At 61.2% G+C, this 18357-nt stretch carries 23 protein-coding genes; 8 read left to right on the top strand and 15 right to left on the bottom strand.

The features are described 5' to 3' along the window. Nucleotides 1–8: 8 nt before the first annotated feature. Genes DevBK_RS04830 through DevBK_RS04815 form a run of 4 tightly spaced genes read right to left on the bottom strand, consistent with a single transcriptional unit; the run spans nucleotide 9 to nucleotide 5493 of the window. Complete coding sequence (locus DevBK_RS04830; RefSeq protein ID WP_317184648.1) at nucleotides 9–1544, bottom strand: Ppx/GppA phosphatase family protein; 1536 nt, start codon at nucleotides 1542–1544, stop codon at nucleotides 9–11. Nucleotides 1545–1546: 2 nt separating this feature from the next. Then, entirely contained in the window at nucleotides 1547–3712 is a 2166-nt protein-coding gene (locus tag DevBK_RS04825; protein WP_061911531.1) for an RNA degradosome polyphosphate kinase, read from the bottom strand. After that, nucleotides 3705–4451, bottom strand: a complete 747-nt coding sequence (locus tag DevBK_RS04820; protein WP_061911529.1) for a hypothetical protein — start codon at nucleotides 4449–4451, stop codon at nucleotides 3705–3707. Before DevBK_RS04820 ends, DevBK_RS04825 begins: the two co-directional genes overlap by 8 nt. Further along, the gene (locus DevBK_RS04815; RefSeq protein WP_317184647.1) at nucleotides 4420–5493 is read right to left on the bottom strand and encodes an AI-2E family transporter; all 1074 of its coding nucleotides are present in this window, start codon (nucleotides 5491–5493) and stop codon (nucleotides 4420–4422) included. The genes DevBK_RS04820 and DevBK_RS04815 overlap by 32 nt, the downstream gene beginning before the upstream one ends. A 253-nt stretch (nucleotides 5494–5746) precedes the next feature. Here DevBK_RS04815 and purM point away from each other — a divergent pair, with 253 nt between their 5' ends. The 3 genes from purM to purN are packed head-to-tail and all read left to right on the top strand — an operon-like array spanning nucleotide 5747 to nucleotide 7883. Further along, complete coding sequence (purM, locus tag DevBK_RS04810) at nucleotides 5747–6823, top strand: phosphoribosylformylglycinamidine cyclo-ligase (RefSeq protein WP_317184646.1); 1077 nt, start codon at nucleotides 5747–5749, stop codon at nucleotides 6821–6823. 2 nt (nucleotides 6824–6825) lie between these two features. Then, entirely contained in the window at nucleotides 6826–7299 is a 474-nt protein-coding gene (locus DevBK_RS04805) for an ATP-binding protein (RefSeq protein WP_317184645.1), read from the top strand. Then, complete coding sequence (gene purN / locus DevBK_RS04800; RefSeq protein WP_317184644.1) at nucleotides 7296–7883, top strand: phosphoribosylglycinamide formyltransferase; 588 nt, start codon at nucleotides 7296–7298, stop codon at nucleotides 7881–7883. The genes DevBK_RS04805 and purN overlap by 4 nt, the downstream gene beginning before the upstream one ends. Before the next feature lie 31 nt (nucleotides 7884–7914). On the opposite strand, the gene DevBK_RS04795 is transcribed toward purN, so the two are convergent. Further along, nucleotides 7915–8823, bottom strand: a complete 909-nt coding sequence (locus DevBK_RS04795; protein ID WP_317184643.1) for a 5'-methylthioadenosine/S-adenosylhomocysteine nucleosidase — start codon at nucleotides 8821–8823, stop codon at nucleotides 7915–7917. A 184-nt stretch (nucleotides 8824–9007) separates the two neighbouring features. Here DevBK_RS04795 and DevBK_RS04790 point away from each other — a divergent pair, with 184 nt between their 5' ends. The 3 genes from DevBK_RS04790 to DevBK_RS04780 are packed head-to-tail and all read left to right on the top strand — an operon-like array spanning nucleotide 9008 to nucleotide 10349. After that, complete coding sequence (locus tag DevBK_RS04790) at nucleotides 9008–9904, top strand: DMT family transporter (RefSeq protein WP_317184642.1); 897 nt, start codon at nucleotides 9008–9010, stop codon at nucleotides 9902–9904. Nucleotides 9905–9952: 48 nt separating this feature from the next. Next, nucleotides 9953–10159 carry a hypothetical protein gene (locus DevBK_RS04785; RefSeq protein ID WP_156464155.1) on the top strand — a complete coding sequence of 69 codons (207 nt, stop codon included), beginning with the start codon at nucleotides 9953–9955 and terminating at the stop codon, nucleotides 10157–10159. Nucleotide 10160: 1 nt separating this feature from the next. Further along, a complete protein-coding gene (locus DevBK_RS04780) occupies nucleotides 10161–10349 on the top strand; it encodes a hypothetical protein (RefSeq protein WP_062630295.1) in 189 nt (62 codons plus the stop codon). 12 nt (nucleotides 10350–10361) lie between these two features. Here DevBK_RS04780 and gatB read toward each other — a convergent pair whose 3' ends face one another. From gatB to DevBK_RS04765, 3 genes are all read right to left on the bottom strand, one after another. Continuing rightward, nucleotides 10362–11861, bottom strand: coding sequence for an Asp-tRNA(Asn)/Glu-tRNA(Gln) amidotransferase subunit GatB (gene gatB / locus DevBK_RS04775; RefSeq protein WP_317184641.1), 1500 nt, complete (start codon nucleotides 11859–11861; stop codon nucleotides 10362–10364). A gap of 100 nt (nucleotides 11862–11961) precedes the next feature. After that, nucleotides 11962–12471, bottom strand: a complete 510-nt coding sequence (locus tag DevBK_RS04770; RefSeq protein ID WP_317184640.1) for a GNAT family N-acetyltransferase — start codon at nucleotides 12469–12471, stop codon at nucleotides 11962–11964. Between the two features lie 39 nt (nucleotides 12472–12510). Then, complete coding sequence (locus DevBK_RS04765; protein WP_061911506.1) at nucleotides 12511–12828, bottom strand: chorismate mutase; 318 nt, start codon at nucleotides 12826–12828, stop codon at nucleotides 12511–12513. A gap of 255 nt (nucleotides 12829–13083) precedes the next feature. Between DevBK_RS04765 and DevBK_RS04760 the strand changes: the two genes are divergently transcribed. Next, nucleotides 13084–13341 (top strand): YjhX family toxin, encoded by a 258-nt coding sequence (locus DevBK_RS04760; protein ID WP_317184639.1) that lies wholly within the window; start codon nucleotides 13084–13086, stop codon nucleotides 13339–13341. 170 nt (nucleotides 13342–13511) lie between these two features. Here the strand turns inward: DevBK_RS04760 and DevBK_RS04755 are convergent, their stop codons facing one another. The 7 genes from DevBK_RS04755 to DevBK_RS04725 all read right to left on the bottom strand — a co-directional run bounded on the left by DevBK_RS04755 (nucleotide 13512) and on the right by DevBK_RS04725 (nucleotide 17772). Continuing rightward, nucleotides 13512–13829 (bottom strand): hypothetical protein, encoded by a 318-nt coding sequence (locus DevBK_RS04755; protein WP_061911621.1) that lies wholly within the window; start codon nucleotides 13827–13829, stop codon nucleotides 13512–13514. A 129-nt stretch (nucleotides 13830–13958) separates the two neighbouring features. After that, nucleotides 13959–15443, bottom strand: coding sequence for an Asp-tRNA(Asn)/Glu-tRNA(Gln) amidotransferase subunit GatA (gene gatA / locus DevBK_RS04750; protein WP_317184638.1), 1485 nt, complete (start codon nucleotides 15441–15443; stop codon nucleotides 13959–13961). Continuing rightward, entirely contained in the window at nucleotides 15436–15903 is a 468-nt protein-coding gene (locus tag DevBK_RS04745; protein ID WP_317184637.1) for a hypothetical protein, read from the bottom strand. Before DevBK_RS04745 ends, gatA begins: the two co-directional genes overlap by 8 nt. Continuing rightward, entirely contained in the window at nucleotides 15891–16400 is a 510-nt protein-coding gene (locus tag DevBK_RS04740; protein WP_317184636.1) for a hypothetical protein, read from the bottom strand. Before DevBK_RS04740 ends, DevBK_RS04745 begins: the two co-directional genes overlap by 13 nt. Beyond that, nucleotides 16397–16879, bottom strand: coding sequence for a GNAT family N-acetyltransferase (locus DevBK_RS04735; protein ID WP_317184635.1), 483 nt, complete (start codon nucleotides 16877–16879; stop codon nucleotides 16397–16399). The genes DevBK_RS04740 and DevBK_RS04735 overlap by 4 nt, the downstream gene beginning before the upstream one ends. Next, nucleotides 16879–17166 carry an Asp-tRNA(Asn)/Glu-tRNA(Gln) amidotransferase subunit GatC gene (gene gatC / locus DevBK_RS04730; protein ID WP_317184634.1) on the bottom strand — a complete coding sequence of 96 codons (288 nt, stop codon included), beginning with the start codon at nucleotides 17164–17166 and terminating at the stop codon, nucleotides 16879–16881. Before gatC ends, DevBK_RS04735 begins: the two co-directional genes overlap by 1 nt. Nucleotides 17167–17253: 87 nt before the next feature. Then, the gene (locus DevBK_RS04725; protein WP_317184633.1) at nucleotides 17254–17772 is read right to left on the bottom strand and encodes a hypothetical protein; all 519 of its coding nucleotides are present in this window, start codon (nucleotides 17770–17772) and stop codon (nucleotides 17254–17256) included. A gap of 70 nt (nucleotides 17773–17842) precedes the next feature. Between DevBK_RS04725 and ruvX the strand changes: the two genes are divergently transcribed. Next, on the top strand, nucleotides 17843–18295 hold the full coding sequence (gene ruvX / locus DevBK_RS04720; protein ID WP_317184632.1) for a Holliday junction resolvase RuvX: 453 nt from the start codon (nucleotides 17843–17845) through the stop codon (nucleotides 18293–18295). The last annotated feature ends 62 nt before the right edge of the window (nucleotides 18296–18357 follow it).

Here is an 18357-nt window from a genome sequence, read left to right as displayed (position 1 = left end):
CTCGCGGGTCAGCCGACCTCGACCCGCGAATCCTCATGCTCTGCAAAGCTGGCAAACTGATTGAGCCGGTTGCGCAGATGCTCGCCATTGAGGAAAGCAAAGTCTGATGGCAGCGCGAGGACGATCGTGTTGCCCTCGAGCCGGAACCGGATGCGCGGCAAAACCCCAGGCATGGCGGCGCTCATCGGATAAGCGACGCGGAACATCGCCCCCAAAAGCCGTCCGCGCCGGATCATCTCGGCAGGCGCCAGTGTGTTAAGACTATTGGCCGATTTGGATTTGAGGCCGTCGTACCGCACGGCGATCATATGCGCGAGCACCGCGCGGCCCGGGTGATCGACCCCCGTCAGCGAACCATAGGCCAGAGAATCGACGCTCTGCGGCCCACGATAGTCAGGATGCGCGCGCCAGCCGATATCGGCGAGCAAACACCCAACCTGCCGCACACGCTTTTCTTCGGCGGTCTCGACAACCCCGACAGCATCGAAATATTGAGCCGTGAATTCAATCAGATCCGCCGCATGCGCCGGCGAGCGCGAGCGCAGCACCGAGAGCTCTTCCGCGCCCTGGATCAGCGGATCGACATGCTTTTCCGCCTCGGACAAAAGCCCGTAGAGATAGCCCTCGCGCACACCGAGCGCTGAGAATACGACACTCTCGAACTTTCCGGCCCGCAGCACTTCGGCCAGCACAGCCGCGCCGAACGGCACCAGTTCGCGCCGCGAATTGCTGGCGCTGCCCGAACCGGGATAGCTCTTGAGCGATTCTGCCGCGACGATCTCATCGCAGACCGAAATCATCTCTTCGGCCGGCACCACATAGTCCTGCACCATATGCAGCGGATAATCGCGCAGCTCGAGATGAAGCTTGGCGAGCGATCGCCAAGTGCCGCCGATCGCAGCGAACTGTTTGCCGGGCACCACATCCGCCAGGAGCGAGTGTGTCAGCTTTTCGCGGACCATTGTCGCTGCCTTTTTCGGCGATCCATCCGCATCATCCTGCAGCCGGATCACGCCGAGCTCGTAGGATTGGCCCTCGCCATCCCGCCCGCCAGAAATCGCCGAGAGCTCGAGGCTGCCGCCGCCAAGGTCGCCCATAACACCTTCAAAGCCGGGAATGCCAGCGACGACGCCGAGCGCCGCATAATGCGCTTCCTGCTCGCCCGAAAGCACCCGTACCGGCGCTTCGATGATCGCTTCGACCGCCGAGACAAACTCTTCGCGGTTGGCGGCGTCGCGCACGGCCGAGGTCGCCAGAATATGCACCTGCCCCACGCGCATCATCTTGGCAACCAGCGCAAAGCGCTTGATGGCATCGATCGCCTTGGCGACGTTTTCGTCCGCCAAACGTCCGCTTTGCGCGATGCCGCGCCCCAGGGCGCAGGCCGATTTTTCATTGTAGAGCGGCGTCAGCGAGCGGGCATGCCGCTCATAGACAACCAGACGAACCGAGTTCGAGCCGATATCGAGCACCGCCACCGGCAATGCTCCTTTTAGACGACCCTGCGCGGTGGGATCAGCATCGACCCCCCAGAATTGCGTCAAATTCAACCCTCGTCGCCGTCCCCAATACCCGCGCTGCCACGACCGGACAGCGACGGATTGGTCATGAAATAGTCGTGCGCATTAAAGGGTTCCGCACCCTCGGCAACGCGTAGCCGATGTGAACTGCCATCGGGCAATACTTCCCAACTCTGCTGATTGTCCCGCAAATAGGCAACCAGGATCCGGTCGAGAATCTGCTTGTGCACGGTTCTGTTGAGAATGGGAACCATGACCTCGACGCGCCCGTCGAGATTTCGACCCATGATATCGGCCGATGAAATATAGACCAGGGCCCGCTGCGATGGCATCGCCTCGCCATTGCCAAAGCAATAAATGCGGCTGTGTTCAAGGAAGCGGCCAACGACCGATTTCACCCGGATATTGTCCGAGAACCCTGGAATGCCAGGCCGCAGACAGCAAATTCCACGCACGATCAGGTCGATTTTCACCCCGGCCTGGCTCGCATCATAAAGCGCATCGATCACCTGCGGATCGACCAGCGAATTCATCTTGAGCAAAATCGAAGCCGGCTGGCCGCTGCGCGCAAATTCGATCTCGCGACCGATATTGTTGATCAAAGTTTCGCGCAGGTTCACGGGCGAAACCGCGATCGTCTCAAGCTCGGTCGGTCTGGCATAGCCGGTGATGAAGTTGAACACCCGCGCCACGTCGCGCGTCACGGCCGGGTCGATCGTGAAGAAGCTGAGGTCGGTATAAACCTTGGCGGTGATCGGGTGATAATTGCCGGTGCCGATATGGCAATAGCTGACGAGCTTGCCCTTTTCGCGCCGCACCACCTGGCTCATCTTGGCGTGCGTCTTGAGTTCGATGAACCCGAAAACCACCTGCGCCCCGGCGCGCTCGAGGTCACGCGCCCAGCGGATATTGGCTTCTTCATCAAACCGCGCCTTAAGTTCGACAAGGCACGTCACCGATTTGCCGGCCTCGGCCGCCATCACCAGTGCCTTGACGATCGGGCTATCTGAGGAGGTGCGATAAAGCGTCTGCTTGATTGCCACGACGTCCGGGTCGCGCGCTGCCTGCATCAGGAATTGCGCCACCACGTCGAAGCTTTCGAACGGGTGGTGGACCAGAATATCCTTGGCGCGGATGGCAGCGAAATTATCGCCATTGTAGTCGCGAATGCGCTCGGGGAAGCGCGCGATATAGGGCGGGAATTTGAGGTCTGCCCGATCGACATCGCAGATTTTCCGCGCGTCGGCGAGGCCGAGAAAACCCTGCACCACGAACACGTCGGCATCCTTGATGCCCATTTGCTCGCCGATCTGGCGCTGCAGGCCGCGCGGCATGCTGCGCTCGATTTCGAGCCGGATCACCTGCCCGCGTCGCCGCTGCCGCAGCGCGCTTTCGAATTCGACCACCAGATCGGCCGCTTCGTCATCGATTTCGATTTCGCTATCGCGTATCACGCGGAACGCGCCGGAGCCGACGACTTCATGGCCCGGGAACATCTTGTGGAAGAACAGCTTGACCAGCGTATCGATGGTCACAACCTCGGTCCGCCCATCCGAAACCAGCCCGGTCGGCAGGTTGATGAACCGATCGAGATTACCCGGAATACGAACCAGCGCCGTCAGATGCTGATCGCTATCGGGGCGCTTCAATTCAAACGCGAGCGCCAGACCCAGATTGGGAATGAACGGAAAAGGATGCGCCGGATCGACGGCGATCGGCGTCAGCACCGGGAAAATCTCCTCCCGGAACAGCTTCTGGAGATAAGCGATCTGCTCTTCCGAGAGATCGTTGGATTCGTGGATGACGACGTTCTGCGCGAACAGCTCTTCGCGCAGCGATTCCCAATGATCCTGCTGGTCGCGCTGCAGGTGCTGGGCCAGCGTCGCGATTTCTTCGAGCTGTTCGGCTGGGCTCAGTCCGTCGGCGCTCTGCTTGGTCAGACCCGCACGGATCTGACCCTTCAAGCCCGCTACGCGGACCATGTAAAATTCATCGAGATTGTTGGCCGAGATCGAGACGAATCGCAGGCGCTCGAGCAGCGGGTGGGATTCATTCCCCGCCTCTTCCAGCACACGCATGTTGAACTGGAGCCAGCTCACCTCACGGTTGACGAAGCGCGCCGGGCTCGTGCGCAATGCTTCGATATCCGGCCCCGTCGCTTCGGCTTCGGTGATCTCGCTCATGTCATTCATCTTGAAGAGGATCCCACTCCTGTTTGCCAGCACTATCGCGCTCTGCGTCGCGAAGCGAAAGGGCCTCGGCCGCTATAGCGCGCGTAATGGCAGTGGCCCGCGCCAGCGCCAGCCTGTCCATGCTCTCGACCAATGCTGTCACCTCCTCGGGGCTCCGCTCCATGCGCGCCACGAGATAGTGGATGATCTTGGGGTCAACCTTGATCTGCCGGTCGCCAAAAAGCTTGGCGAACATGTGTGACAGTTCTATGTCGTCACTGGCCTCGAGCCGGAACGCCGGCGCCCGCCGCACCCGCGAGCGAACATCATCCGTCGCCAGAGGCCAATCGCCGATTTCGGCCCGCGCAGTCAGCAAAATCGTCCGGTTTCCGCGCATCGCCTGGTTGAGCAGGTGAAAGAAGCTCGGCTCGTCATAACCGTCCCGATCGACATCCTCGATCACCAGTGGCCCGCGACCATCCGCCTCGGCCACGGCCTTGATCGTATCCGGCGTCACGATCTCCGCATGGCTCCGATCGGCAAAAATCCGCGCCAGATGCGATTTGCCCGATGCGGCCGGCCCAATCAGCAAAGTCACGGCATCAGGCCAATGCGGCCAGGCCAACACCCGCGCATGCGCCAGCGCATTGCCTTCGCCCACCAGAAAATCATCTGCTGTGTGCGAAGGTGTATGGTCGAATTCGAGCGGTAGTTGCCGCGGGGTCAGGTCACGCAGTGGGGTTACCACCGTGACCACCATGGGTTGATCCGAGATAGAGGCTGCTTCCCTTATATTTGCGCACGCCATAGCGCACGAGCACCCCGCCAATCGCCGCCAGGGGCACCGCCAGCAGTAGCCCGAGGAAACCGAACAGCGCCCCGAAGGCCAACAGCGCGAACATCAACCACACCGGATTGATGTTGATCGAAGAGCTGACGAGCTTTGGATAGAGCACATTGCCCTCTATGAACTGCCAGCCCATGAAGATGCCGAAGACGACGGCGACCATCCACCAGTTCGGCCAGAACTGGACGATGGCGATGCCGACCGAAAGGGCGAGGCCCACGCCAAACCCGACATAGGGAATAAAGCTCAGGAAACCGGCGATCAGCCCCACGGCGAGCCCGAAATTGAGCCCCACCAGCGAAAGGGCGGTCGCATAAAACACCGCATCGATCAGCAAGACACCGCCCTGCCCGCGGATCACGCCGGCCATGGAGCTGTCGATATCCCGCAAGATCCCAAGAATTTCCGGGCGATGTTTTCGCGGCAGCAGATCATGCACGCCGCGCACCATGCCCTGCCAATCGAGCAGCAGGTAGAACGTGACGACCGGTGTAAAGATCGCAAAGCCGATCACGCTGATCAACGTCATGCCCGAATTGACGATTTCCGAGGTGACGACACCAACGAGACCAACAAGCTGTCCGAGCATATCGGACATCGTCCGCTGCACTTGCGCAGCGCGCTCGGGCCCCAGCCACTGATTGAGTTCCGGCGCCCAGCGCCGCGCCAGCGCTTCGAGGTCGACGGCATAGCCAGGCAAGCGTTGCACGAGGCCCAGCACCTGCGTTGCGACCATCGGCAAGAGCATCACGAAGATACTGATAATGATGGCCAAAACGCTTAAGAGCACCACGGCAGTCGCCCAGCCGCGGCTAAATCGCCACTTCTGCAACTGCGCCACCAGCGGGTTCAGCAGATAAGCCAGCGCCGCCCCGACCACGAAGGGAAGCAGGATGCCGCGGAAGATCCACAGGGCGAGGATCAGGACCACGAAGAATCCGATCCAGATCAGCACTTGATTTCTAAGGTTCATAGCGCCCGGCGGCCCTTGCGTCTGACTATCCAAGAAGCTATCAGGCCCTCAGGCGAATTCAGCAACAAGTCTTGTTCACCTTGTGCACGTGAAACGCCATAAAAACAAAGACCTGGAGCATTGCGCGATTCGAGAACCGCACAAGAGGCTCTAGCGGCCAGCACCGTTAAGTTCAACCAGACCGGGTTTCGAGCGCCACGGCGTCCCCGATATCCCCAGCATTGGCAAGAAGCTCATGTCCGACGCGCAAAACCTGCCATCAAATGGGCTCTCATACAAGCAGGCGGGCGTCGATATCGATGCTGGCAATGCGCTGGTGGAAGCCATCAAGCCCGCCGTGCGCTCGACGCGCCGCCCTGGTGCCGATGGCGAGATTGGCGGCTTCGGTGGCCTCTTCGATCTCAAGGCTGCAGGCTTCAAGGACCCGGTCCTCGTCGCGGCCAATGACGGCGTCGGCACCAAGCTCAAGATCGCCATCGATACCGGCAAGCACGACACGATCGGCCAGGACCTTGTCGCCATGTGCGTCAATGATCTCATCGTGCAGGGCGCCGAACCGCTGTTTTTCCTCGATTATTTCGCAACCGGTAAGCTCGATGTTGCGCAAGGCACAGCCATCGTCACCGGCATCGCCCATGGCTGCCGCCTCGCTGGCTGCGCCCTGATCGGCGGCGAAACCGCAGAAATGCCGGGCATGTATCACGGCAACGATTATGACCTGGCCGGCTTCGCCGTCGGCGCCGCCGAGCGCGAAAACCTCCTCCCCCGCAAGGATATCGCTGCCGGCGATACGCTCGTAGCCATCGCTTCCTCTGGCGTACACTCCAATGGCTATTCGCTTGTGCGCAAGATCGTCGAGCTCTCCGGCCTCGCCTGGACCGACGCTGCCCCCTTCGAAAGCGGCAAGACCCTCTCCGAGGCGCTCCTCGAACCGACCCGCATTTACGTCAAGCCGCTGCTCGCCGCGCTGAAATCCGGTCTCGGCATCAAGGCCCTGGCGCACATTACGGGCGGTGGTTTCATCGACAATATTCCCCGCGTCCTTCCCGATGATCTCGCGGCGGATGTTGATCTCGCTGCCGTCACTGTTCCGCCCGTCTTCGGCTGGCTTTCCAAGGTCGGCGGCATGAGCGAACGCGAAATGCTCCGCACCTTCAACTGCGGCGTCGGCATGCTCGTCGCCGTGACACCGGAAGATGCCGAAAAGCTCGTCGAAAGCCTCACCGCCTCCGGTGAGACCGCCGCCATCGTCGGCCAACTGACGCTCCGCACCGGCGAGCCGGTGACCTTCCGTGGGCGCCTCTCGCTCTGAGCATGTCGAACCCGGGCCGTCTGATCATCATCGCCGGACTGCCCGGGACCGGAAAATCGACGCTCGCGAAAAAACTCGCTCTGCGCTTCCATGCGACCATCTATTCCCCTGACGACTGGTTGGACGCCCTCGGCATCAATCTCTGGGACAATGCCGTCCGCGACGCCGTCGAACGCCTGCAATGGCAACAGGCGCAAGACATCCTGCGCCTTGGCGGCACCGCCATCATCGAGTGGGGCACCTGGGCCCGCAGCGAGCGCGATATCCTGCGCACAGGCGCCCGTGCATTGGGCTCAGCAGCAGAACTCCGCTTCCTCGATGCCGAGCCGGCCGTTCTTCACGCCCGGATGACTGCCCGTGGCCGCGAAAATCCACCCATGACACTGGACCAGCTCCAGGCCTATTCCGCCGCTATCGAGCGGCCGACAGCTGAAGAACTGGCCCTCTACGACGCCCCATCGGAGCCGCTTTCATGACACGCAAAAAGGTCGCCATCCTCATCTCTGGCCGCGGCTCCAACATGTCGGTTCTGATCGAAGCCGCCAAGGCGCCCGACTATCCCGCCGAAATCGTCGGCGTCCTTTCGAACAGGGCTGCCGCGCCTGGCCTCGAAATCGCACAGCAGCACGGCATCGCCACGGCATCCCTTGCCCAGAGCAAGTTCCTCAGCCGGGACATGTTCGAAGACACGATGACCCAGATCCTCGAGAGCTGGGAGGTGGACATCGTTTGCCTCGCCGGCTTCATGCGCATCCTCGGGGAGGATTTCGTGAACCGTTGGCAGGGGCGGATGATCAACATCCACCCCTCCCTCCTCCCCGATTACCGCGGCCTTGATACCCACGCTCGCGTCCTCGCCGATGGCGGCAAGGTCCATGGCTGCACGGTCCATTTCGTCACGCCCGGTCTCGACGAGGGCCCCTCCATCCTCCAGGCCCAAGTGCCTGTCCTGCCCGGCGACACGCCAGATACCCTCTCTGCACGTATCCTCATCGAAGAACACCGCATCTACCCCGAAGCCCTCCGCCTCCTCGCCAGCGGCAAGATTGCCTTTGCTTGAAAGCCGGCCGCATGAAGCGGCCAGCCGGGTATCATTCTGGCAGGGCCGCGATAAAGGCCTCGACCACTGCAGCGGAGTTGTCCGAGGCAAGGCCCATGAACGTGCCCATCTCGTTCTCCCCTTCCCCGCCGCCTGCCAAGTCAGACAACGAACGGAATGCGATGAAGGGCACGTTGTTGGCATAGGCCACATGCGCAACCGCAGCGCTCTCCATGTCGAGCACCTGCGCATCGAACGTGTCGAAGGCGTAGGAGCGAAATTCCGCATTGTCGACGAAGGCTGATCCAGACACGCCGTTGCCACCGACATAGACCTTGGGCGCAGTCGTAAGGCATGCATTGTCCGGCGTGCAGTCTTTGAGTGAGATGGATTCTGCCACGCCCTCTGCGACCTTGAGCAGATCGGGGTCCACGGCAAACCAGAATTTGTTCTCCGGCTCCGAACCCTCTCGCGTAACTGTCACGTCCTGAGGAAACATCATTCCGTAATTGGGCAGCGAATGTGGCAGAAAGGATGGTGGGGTGAACTCGCCCGGAGCGGCCTCACGCGCCAGAATCATGTCGAGATACTGGCCCCACTGCGTTGGGACGATCACGTCCCCGATATGCCGATCCGGATTGACCCCGCCGGCGATTCCGGAAAACACGATGTTTTTGACGGCGAAGTGGTCGAGCAGCAATTGGCTGTTCATCGCGGCATTGACCATGCTGACCCCCGTCAGAAACAACACCACGGGTTTGCCCTCGATTTTCCCCGTTGCGAAGGTGACGCCATTGACGCTGAAGTCCTTGCGGTCGCTCATAGCTGCTTGCAAGGCCACCCATTCTGGCGCGAAGGCGGACATGACTGCAGTGCGCGGCGTGTCATCCAACATCTCGGCGCCTGACGCGGTCGAGATGCTTCCAACGAGAAGAGCGAGGCAGCAGAGTTGTTTCAACATAGTGTTTCTCCCTTGGTCATTGCCCCCCACGCTAGGTGAGACACTCGTCTGGCGCCACTTCGGCGTGCGCATGGCAGCCAACCGCCGCCCATCACCACGATTGATGCGATCCATCGTCAAAATCGGTTCGACCTTTGTTCCTGCGCGGCGTAGCGTCCGGCCTTCTCAGTGAAAGGCACCCGAGATGAGTCTGCGTGATTGGTTCTGGATTATTCTCCTCGGCGCCATCTGGGGATGCTCCTTCGTCTTCAACGCCATCCTCATCCGCGAGATCGGCCCGCTCTGGGTCACCTCGTTGCGCGTCAGCATCGGCGCCCTCGGCTGCTGGGTCGTCATGCTGGCGCTCAAAAAATCCGTACCGCGCGATCCAAAACTCTGGCTGCAACTCGGCGGCCTCGGCATCATCGCCTATGCCATTCCTTTCGCGCTTTTCCCCCTCGCTCAGGCCCACCTCGCGAGCGGCATCGCCGCGATCATCAATGCCCTGACCCCCATGGTCACCGCGCTGATTTCCCACGCCTGGGTCGGTGGCGAAAAGGCGACGCCCACGAAATTTGCCGGTGTCGCCATCGGCTTTGTCGGCGCGGCCATTCTGGTGTCACCAGCCCTTGCCGGCGGCGGATCCTCGCAGCTTTGGGCCATCGCGGCCTGCCTCGGCGCCACGCTCTGCTATGCCATTTCGCTCAACATCACCCGCAGCTATAAGCACGTCGAGCCGACGGCTTTCGCCTCCATCGCGCTCACTGGCGCGGCCATAGTCGCGGTCCCGATCGCATTCTTTTCCGAAGGCGTCCCGGTCATGACGCGGCCCGAAACGTTCGGCGCGGCCCTCGCCATCGGCCTTCTCTCGACCGCCTTCACCTTCCAGATCATGTACCGAATCCTGCCCCGCGTCGGCGCCACCAATTTCGCCACCACGACCTTCATCGCCCCGATCTCGGCTCTGATCATCGGCGTCACCGTCCTCGGCGAAAGCATCCTGCCGATCCAGATCCTGGGCATGTTCGTGATCTTTTTTGGCCTGCTGTTTATCGACGGCCGCATCCGCCACATCTGGAGCCGCCGCGCCGCGACCCCATGATTGCGGAACCTCCCGCCGGGCCCATCGTTGGCCCGTCAGGAGGTGCTCATGCCCAATTCACCTGAAATCGATCCCCGGCCCGACGAGCCTGTCGTCCCGCAGCCCGAGCCGCCACAGCCCGTCCCGGCCGATCCAGTGCCCACTGGCCCGACGGAAATCCCTATGCCCGATCAACCTGTCGAAGACCCCGGCCCGTCCGTCGAGCCCGAAGTCCCACCCATGCCCGGCGATCCCCCGCGGCCGCAGGAGATTTGACATGAGCGATCCGCACGATCACGACCCCAAAGTGCCGCACAATCCGCCACAGCCCGTGCCGCCCATGCCGGTCAACCTGCCCACTGGCGATGCGCTCAACCCGCACACCTCGCCCTTGCGGCATGATCAGGATACGGAAAAGCCCGACCCGGCACTACCGCCGGAGCCGGGCCACGATATCAATCCCTAGCGCAGTCGGCGCTTATTCGATCCCGAGCTTGCGCTTCATCAAGTCGTTGAGGGCCTGCGGGTTGGCCTTGCCGCCCGAGGCCTTCATCGCCTGACCGACGAACCAGCCGATCATTGTCGGCTTGGCGATCACCTTGGCCACCTGATCGGGATTGGCCGCAATGATCTCGTCGACGATCTTTTCGATCGCGCCAAGATCGGTCACCTGCTTGAGCCCACGGCGCTCGACGATCTCCGCCGGATCACCCTCGGGTTCCTCAGCGATAAGAATCTGCAGCACATCCTTGCCACCCTTGGACGAGATCGTGCCGCCTGCAATCAGGTCGACGAGCCCGGCAATCTGAGCCGGCTGCAGATGCGTCTCCCACACAGCCAGACCCTGGCTATTGGCAAACGCCGCGACGTCCGCATTGAGGATATTGGCGACGGCCTTGCCATCGCGCTTCGTGCCGCCATGGGCCACGCAGGCCTCATAGTAATCCGCCGTTTCGCGATCGAGCGTCAGCACCATCGCGTCATAAGCGGTAACGCCATAGTCACCGATAAACCGCGCCTGCTTCTCGTCTGGAAGCTCCGGCAACCCTTCAGCCATTTTGGCAATGAAGGCATCATCGAACTCGAGCGGCAGCAGGTCGGGATCGGGGAAATAGCGATAGTCGTGCGCTTCTTCCTTGGAGCGCATCGACCGCGTTTCGCCGTTCTTGGGGTCGAACAGCCGCGTTTCCTGATCGATGGAACCGCCATCTTCCAAAATATCGATCTGGCGCCGCGCTTCATATTCGATCGCCTGACCGGCAAACCGGATCGAATTGACGTTCTTGATTTCGCAGCGCGTGCCGAATTCGCCGCCCGGACGACGCACCGAGACGTTGACGTCGGCGCGCATGGAGCCCTGCTCCATATTGCCGTCGCAGGTGCCGAGATAGCGCAGGATCGTCCGCAGCTTACCCAGATACGCCTTCGCCTCGTCCGACGAGCGCAGATCGGGCTTTGACACGATTTCCATCAGCGCCACGCCCGACCGGTTGAGATCGACAAAGCTCATGTTGGGGTGCTGATCGTGGATCGACTTGCCGGCGTCCTGCTCGAGATGCAGGCGCTCGATCCCGATTTCGATCTGCTCGCCATCGACATCGAGCAAAACCTTGCCCTCGCCGACGATCGGATCTTTGAACTGGGAAATCTGATAGCCCTGCGGCAGATCGGGATAGAAATAGTTCTTCCGATCAAACACCGAGCGCTTGTTGATCTGCGCCTTGAGCCCGAGCCCGGTGCGCACAGCCTGGCGCACGCACTCCTCGTTGATGGTCGGCAGCATGCCCGGCATGGCTGCATCGACGAAGCTGACATTCGCATTAGGCGGATTGCCGAAGGCCGTCGAAGACCCCGAAAACAGCTTGGACTCGCTCGTGACTTGCGCGTGCACTTCCATGCCGATGATCACTTCCCAATCCCCGGTCGAACCGGAAATCAGGCGCTTCTTGTCAGGGGTGCGGGTGTCGACGAGGGTCAATTGAATGTCCTGAAAGGCAAGGCAAAATGTAAGTAAGTGCTTACTGAGATTGGCGCAGCGATGCAACCGCGATGGCCGGAAATCCGCCCGCTACCCGCGCTCAATCCTCGCCGATCTCGCCATCGAACGGATGCAGTTCCTTTTCGAGATGCACGCTCATGAACGGCTCGTGGGCCGCCCGCGCCGCGGTCCGCAGCGCCAGGATATGATAGCCCTGCCGCTCGTAAAACCGCACGGCCCGCACATTGTCGGCCGGCGTTTCCAGAAGCACCCGCTCTGCCCCTTCGAGCTCGAGCATGGTCTCCATGCGGTTCAACAGCCGCGCGCCGATCCCATGGCCCTGCATATCCGGCATGACGAAGAGGAATGGAATGTAGTTCCGCCGGCGGGATCGGCAACACCAGCCGACGACGATCCCGTCGATCGTCGCCACCACGCCATTTTGCCAATTGGAGGCAGCCGCATGCGACAAGCGCAATCGCTCGCTATCCCGTTGCCCCGGCTTTTCGTCGAGCAGCGGCCTTATCCCGGTATCCCAGGCCGAAAAGGCTATATGGGCCATGCGCGGCACGTCGGCGAGTTCAGCTTTGCGGATGTCGATAACAGCCATTCCAGTCTGCTCCTCGCTCGCCGTGTCCGCGGTGCGGCCTTATCGTGCCCGACGTCGAGCGGCGATGATGCCCTTTTCGTAGTTCACGTTCCAGTCGATCAGCGTCCGCCAGATCAACTCGGCCTGGTCTTCGTCGAGGTCGAGATCAAGGCTCCGCGCCCGCACCTTGGAGACGACGGCTTCGATCCGCGCCGGGTCGAAGGCTTCGTGCGGATCGGTCTTGATCTCTGCCATACGCGTAACATAGCGGTGACGCTCGGCAAAAAGGCCCAGCAAAGCCTGGTCGATCCGGTCGATTTCGAACCGAACGTCATCCTTGCTTTCACATTCGGCAGGCAGTTTTGCGGCAGCAGTCACGGTCCATCCCCAGATCTTGGTCTGTTGCTGGTTTGCACCGGCCTGAGGTGGATTTCAACCGCTCGCGCGCAGAATGTGGACGCCCTGCAGTCCAAGCGCTAGACAAAGTCCATGTCTAGTCAGTCCGAGACCGCTTGAAGCCCCGTCCCATTGGCGGCGGGGCATGAATGAACCGACCAACCGCTGAGCGCGATGCCAGCGGACGGTCTTGTTTGTTCGCGCGTACAAAACGCGCCTCTCAGGCATCAGACATCAGTGGACATTTCACGAGACGAACAGCGCGTGCTCCATGCACTCGCCCAGGGCGGCTACATCGCCGTCATCAAAGATTCCCGCGGCAAGATCGCCGAATTCGAATTCATCAACCGCGAAGGCTGGCAGATGAGCGGGCTCACGCCCGTTCTCTTCCCAAAACTCAAAGCGAAAAAAGCCATCAAATCCCAAGGCGGCAAACCCTACCGCATCACCAAGCGCGGACTGGAATTGGTGAGAAGCCAAGTCGACAACCGATAGGATTAAGTCAGAGAAAACTGATTCGATGCCCACCATTTGTCACCCCTGCGAAAGCCGGGGCCCAGCCTGAGATTTCAAAATCGACTTGCCCTAAAGCGGCACCGAAGCCAGAAAAACAAAAAGGCCGCAGCACAATGCTGCGGCCCTCAAATCCAAAACCACTTGAAACCCTAGTGCTTGGTCACTTCGCTCAGCGCCGCCGAAATGTGCTCCCATTCGGCACTCACGCTCGCCGTCGCCCTGCGCTTGCCGGCGCGGCGATACCAATAGTCGGCATTGCCCATATCGGCTTCGATCCAATGCATCAGCGCGTGAACCCAATCAAAAGCGGGCACGCCCTCCATCGACTGAACGATAGCATGCGCCCTTTCCCATTCGGGTCCGACGCGGAATTCGCCCTTCTTGAGCCACCAGAGCGCCTGCAGCGGCTTGCTCATATCCTTGGGCGGCTCGGACCAGTCGAGCGTCGTAAAAATATCAACGGCCATCGGCGAAATTCCTGTTGGCCCGGACGCTGCCATCGGGCGCGTGACAACCAGTTTAAATTTGTGCATGGGGCGCAAATAGTGCGGAACGGCGGCGCAATCAAGCGCTGCCGTCATGCAAAGCCCCGCGGCTTACCACCACTGGGTGGGAGCGAAAGTGGTGCCGGTGCTCTTTTCGATCACCCGCGCCGCCGCAAACAGCGTCTCCTCATCGAATGGCTTGCCGATGAGCTGAAGACCGAGCGGCAGACCCTTGCCGTCCTTGCCCGCAGGCACCGCAATGCCGGGAAGACCCGCCATGTTGACGGTCACCGTGAAGACGTCATTGAGATACATGGCGACCGGATCGGCAGCCAGGGCCTCATCGCCAATTCCAAAGGCAGCAGAAGGCGTTGCGGGCGTCAGGATGGTGTCGACGCCAGCGTTGAAGGCATCTTCAAAGTCCTTCTTGATCAGCGTACGCAGCTTCTGGGCCTTGACGTAATAGGCGTCAAAATACCCGGCCGAAAGCACATAGGTACCGATCATGATCCGGCGCTTCACTTCGCGACCAAAACCGGCAGCGCGCGTCAACTCATATTGGTCGGTGATGTCCTTGCCCGAAACGCGGAGCCCATACTTCACGCCATCATAGCGCGCGAGGTTCGACGAGGCTTCCGCCGGCGCCACGATATAATAAGCCGGCAAGGCATATTTCGTGTGCGGCAGCGAAATATCCTTCACCGTCGCGCCTTCAGCCTTGAGCCATTCGAGCCCCTGATTCCACAGCGCCTCGATTTCGGCCGGCATGCCGTCCATGCGATATTCGCGCGGCACGCCGATGACGAGACCTTTTACACCGCGCTCGACGGCAGCAGCAAAATCGGGCACGGCGAGGTCGACACTCGTCGAATCCTTTGGATCGAACCCCGACATGGACTGCAGCATTAGCGCCGCATCTTCCACGGTCCGGGCGATCGGGCCTGCCTGATCGAGCGACGACGCAAAAGCGACTGTGCCCCAGCGCGAGCAGCGGCCATAAGTCGGCTTGATGCCAACCGTGCCGGTAAATGCCGCAGGCTGGCGGATCGAACCGCCGGTGTCGGTTGCCGTCGCACCGGCACAGAGCCAGGCCGCCACAGCCGAAGCCGAACCGCCCGACGAGCCGCCCGGCACCAGATTGGCATTGCTGCCTTCGGCGCGATAGGGATTGACCACGGCGCCATAGTAGCTCGTCTCGTTGGACGACCCCATGGCGAACTCGTCCATGTTGAGCTTGCCCAACATCACCGCGCCATCGCGCCAGAGGTTGGCGGTCACGCTCGATTCGTATTCGGGCTTGAACCCATCGAGAATGTGGCTCGCCGCCTGAGTGTGCACACCCTTGGTCGCAAAAAGATCTTTCACGCCGAGCGGAATGCCTTCCAATAGTCCGGCTTCGCCGCGCGCCAGTTTCGCGTCGCTGGCCTTGGCCATTTCGCGGGCTTGCTCGGGCGTCGTCGCCACATAGGCATTGAGCTTGTCATTGGCAGCATCGATCGCGCCGATATAGGCGTCGGTCAATTCCACCGCGGTAAAGCTCTTGTCCTTGAGGCCCTGGCGGGCATCGGCGAGGCTCAGCTTGGTCAGGTCAGTCAACGGTAATCTCGCTCAGATTGTCGCAGCGTGTGTAGAGCGTTGCGCCGGGCGTCGCAACAGCACTGGTGGGTTCGAAAATGCCGGCCAGCGTCATGGCGGCATCATAGGACGAGACCAATTGGATCTGCGTCTCGGAATATGGGGCGATAGCCATCGTATCGGGATAGAGCTCGCCCAGAGCTTCGCAGACGGCATTGACGAACAGATGGGTCGAGCCTTCGCGGCTTTTCACGTCGAAGAAATTGCATTGGAATTCCATGGACTGGATGCCCTTGGGAAAGCCCAATGCCAGGAAATCGAGGTCCATGAAGGCTTCGATTCCCTTCTTCTCCAGCATGTCGCAAGCGGCCGGATCGGTCACATAGATCTTGCTCTGGTCGATGCGCAAATCTTCCTGCGCCGCCGCAGTCAGCGGCAGCGCGAGCATCGCGGCAAGGGTGATCCCGATCATTTTGGCCATGCAAAATCCTTCGCCGTCAGCGGCGGACAGGCTGTGTAGATCCCGTCATAACCATCGGACTTGGCCATTTCCTCGCCGCCGAGATCGGCGCGCATCGAAATGATCTCGAGGCTCGGCGGAATCGGCTCGCCGGTATCGCCGTAATGGAGATTGATATTCTGGCTGACATTGGTCAGCACCACCTGGTCCATATAGTCCTCATAAGGACCATAGCACCGCGCTGTCGCCAACACTTCGGTGTCGCCGTCATCCCAGCCCATCGCCGAAGGCGACATGCGCACATCGACCAGCCGGCAGATCATTTCCCCACGGACCCAGATCGCCTCGCGCGGCAAGACCGCGCTCGCCTGCAGATCAAACAGCACCGACTCGATGTCGCCCTTGCCGGCCTGGTCGCAGACGGCCGGGTCGGAAACATAGATGGTGTCATAGGCATCGTCGGCCAGTGCGCCACCAATGCTGCACACCACCAAAGCCGCGACAATTGCGGTTCTCATGCAACCTGCTCCTGCGGCAGTTTCAGTTCAAAAAACGCCGACCATTCGCTGTCCGGATAGTCGAGAAACGGCCCGCGCGGCGCGAATCCGTAACGCGTATAGAGCCGATGCGCCTCGGCCATGCCGTCGCCCGTGCCGGTTTCGAGCATCACGCTTCCCATGCCACGCTCTCGCGCCAGCGCGACGATCCGCTCCAGCAACTGCTTGCCCACCCGCTGGCCGCGCACTTCGGGCACCGTGAACATGCGCTTGACCTCGCCAAGCTCAGGCCCATGCGCCTTGAGCGCGCCCATGCCGACGGCTTTGCCCGTATCGTCCCGCGCCACGAACAGTGTCGTATCGCTATCGGCCATTTGCTCGACGGTCATCTTGAACTGGAATTCCAGCGGCGACAGCGGCAGCAGATGATCGTTCAACCGTGCGACCAGCCCGCGAACATCGTCCTGCAGCGGCGTCTCGGCAGCGATCGAAATCGCCATTATTCAACCACCTTGGGCACCATGAAGAAGTTGTCTTCAGTCAGCGGCGCGTTCTTGACGATCTGCTCGGGATAGCCACCATCCGTCACGACGTCGTCGCGGCGGCGCAACTGCATCGGCGTTACCGAGGTCATCGCCTCGATACCATCGACGTTCACTTCACCGAGCTGCTCGACAAAGCCGAGAATGGCGTTGATCTCGCTCTGGTAGCTGGCGACTTCCTCTTCCTCGATACGGATACGGGCAAGGCGCCCGATGCGCTTGACGGTGGCAGCGTCGACAGACATGGCAAACTCCAGCGAATAAGGCCTTCTTTGCCGCGTTCTTAGCAACGGCCGGCCCCAAAAGACAATGAAAATGGCTTATGGGAAGGATCAGACTTCCACAGCCAATCCACGCTCGAGCGCAATCAGTCCCGTCCCATCCAGCCGATCCCGCAGCGCCACAAACGCCGCATCGACCTCCGCCTCACTCCCAGCCAGCGCCATCAGCCGCGGTCCCGCCCGCTCTAAAATCGCCCCACCCCGCTCCGCTAAGCCCTCGCCAATCAGCACGACAAGCGCCTGCCCCACCCAGCGGCCACTCGCCGAAAAATCTACGCTCGCCAAAACCAGGGGCACCTCCCCATCGGCATCGACGACCATCGCCCCCTGCCCCAGCCCCACCACCTCGGGCTGCCGCATGGCCTCATCCGCCTCCAGCATCCGCAACGGCACCCGCGGCTTCCAACCCTCCGAACCCGCAACCACTCCACCCCAGCGCGTTACCACATCCGCCCCACTCACCAACTCCGCCCGGTCCACCCCAAGCAGAGCCCCCTCACCCTCCACAACCACAATCGCTCCCCCCGCATGAATGCGAAACGTATTGCCGCCGAACCAGGTGAGTTTCATGAGCGCGTCCCATCGCCAAAATCTGCCTATGAGCCTATAGGACAGACCGAGCCACAACCGCGAGCCCCATGTGACCGAGACCGACACCCTAGCCGCCATTCCCCCCGCCGGCAAAATCCTCGGCCTTGATCTCGGCACCAAAACCATCGGCGTCGCCGTGTCGGACGGCATGCGCTATTCCGCCTCACCGCTCGAAACCATCAAACGAACGAAATTCACCCAGGATGCCGAACGCATTATCGCCCTTGTCGCTGAAAACAACGCTGTCGCCCTGATCCTCGGCCTGCCGCTCAACATGGACGGCACCGAAGGCCCGCGCGTCCAATCCACCCGTGCCTTTGCCCGCAATCTCAGCCAGAAACTCGACCTGCCCATCGCCTTCTGGGACGAGCGCCTCTCGACCTCCGCCGTCACCCGCATGATGATCGAAGCCGACCTCCGCCGCGACCGCCGCGCCGAAGTCGTCGACAAGCTCGCCGCCAGTTACATTTTGCAGGGCGCGCTCGATCGGCTGCGCAACTAAAGGTTGAAAATTCAACTATTGGTTGAACGCCGCGCCCCCCTCGGATAGACCGCAGCAAATCT

Origin of the sequence: Devosia sp. BK (assembly GCF_032907385.1) — a bacterium.
GTDB lineage: Bacteria > Pseudomonadota > Alphaproteobacteria > Rhizobiales > Devosiaceae > Devosia.
This window is presented reverse-complemented; position numbering and strand designations above follow the sequence as displayed.

Bases quoted from the DNA above. Each gene is read 5' to 3' on its own strand.
- DevBK_RS04725 (WP_317184633.1), bottom strand. From the start codon at position 17,772: ATGAAACTCACCTGGTTCGGCGGCAATACGTTTCGCATTCATGCGGGG.
- purM (WP_317184646.1), top strand. From the start codon at position 5,747: ATGTCCGACGCGCAAAACCTGCCATCAAATGGGCTCTCATACAAGCAG.
- DevBK_RS04770 (WP_317184640.1), bottom strand. From the start codon at position 12,471: ATGGCTGTTATCGACATCCGCAAAGCTGAACTCGCCGACGTGCCGCGC.
- DevBK_RS04780 (WP_062630295.1), top strand. From the start codon at position 10,161: ATGAGCGATCCGCACGATCACGACCCCAAAGTGCCGCACAATCCGCCA.
- DevBK_RS04745 (WP_317184637.1), bottom strand. From the start codon at position 15,903: ATGGCCAAAATGATCGGGATCACCCTTGCCGCGATGCTCGCGCTGCCG.
- DevBK_RS04740 (WP_317184636.1), bottom strand. From the start codon at position 16,400: ATGAGAACCGCAATTGTCGCGGCTTTGGTGGTGTGCAGCATTGGTGGC.
- DevBK_RS04785 (WP_156464155.1), top strand. From the start codon at position 9,953: ATGCCCAATTCACCTGAAATCGATCCCCGGCCCGACGAGCCTGTCGTC.
- DevBK_RS04805 (WP_317184645.1), top strand. From the start codon at position 6,826: ATGTCGAACCCGGGCCGTCTGATCATCATCGCCGGACTGCCCGGGACC.
- purN (WP_317184644.1), top strand. From the start codon at position 7,296: ATGACACGCAAAAAGGTCGCCATCCTCATCTCTGGCCGCGGCTCCAAC.
- DevBK_RS04795 (WP_317184643.1), bottom strand. From the start codon at position 8,823: ATGTTGAAACAACTCTGCTGCCTCGCTCTTCTCGTTGGAAGCATCTCG.
- DevBK_RS04755 (WP_061911621.1), bottom strand. From the start codon at position 13,829: ATGGCCGTTGATATTTTTACGACGCTCGACTGGTCCGAGCCGCCCAAG.
- gatC (WP_317184634.1), bottom strand. From the start codon at position 17,166: ATGTCTGTCGACGCTGCCACCGTCAAGCGCATCGGGCGCCTTGCCCGT.
- DevBK_RS04790 (WP_317184642.1), top strand. From the start codon at position 9,008: ATGAGTCTGCGTGATTGGTTCTGGATTATTCTCCTCGGCGCCATCTGG.
- DevBK_RS04735 (WP_317184635.1), bottom strand. From the start codon at position 16,879: ATGGCGATTTCGATCGCTGCCGAGACGCCGCTGCAGGACGATGTTCGC.
- DevBK_RS04825 (WP_061911531.1), bottom strand. From the start codon at position 3,712: ATGAATGACATGAGCGAGATCACCGAAGCCGAAGCGACGGGGCCGGAT.
- DevBK_RS04820 (WP_061911529.1), bottom strand. From the start codon at position 4,451: ATGGTGGTCACGGTGGTAACCCCACTGCGTGACCTGACCCCGCGGCAA.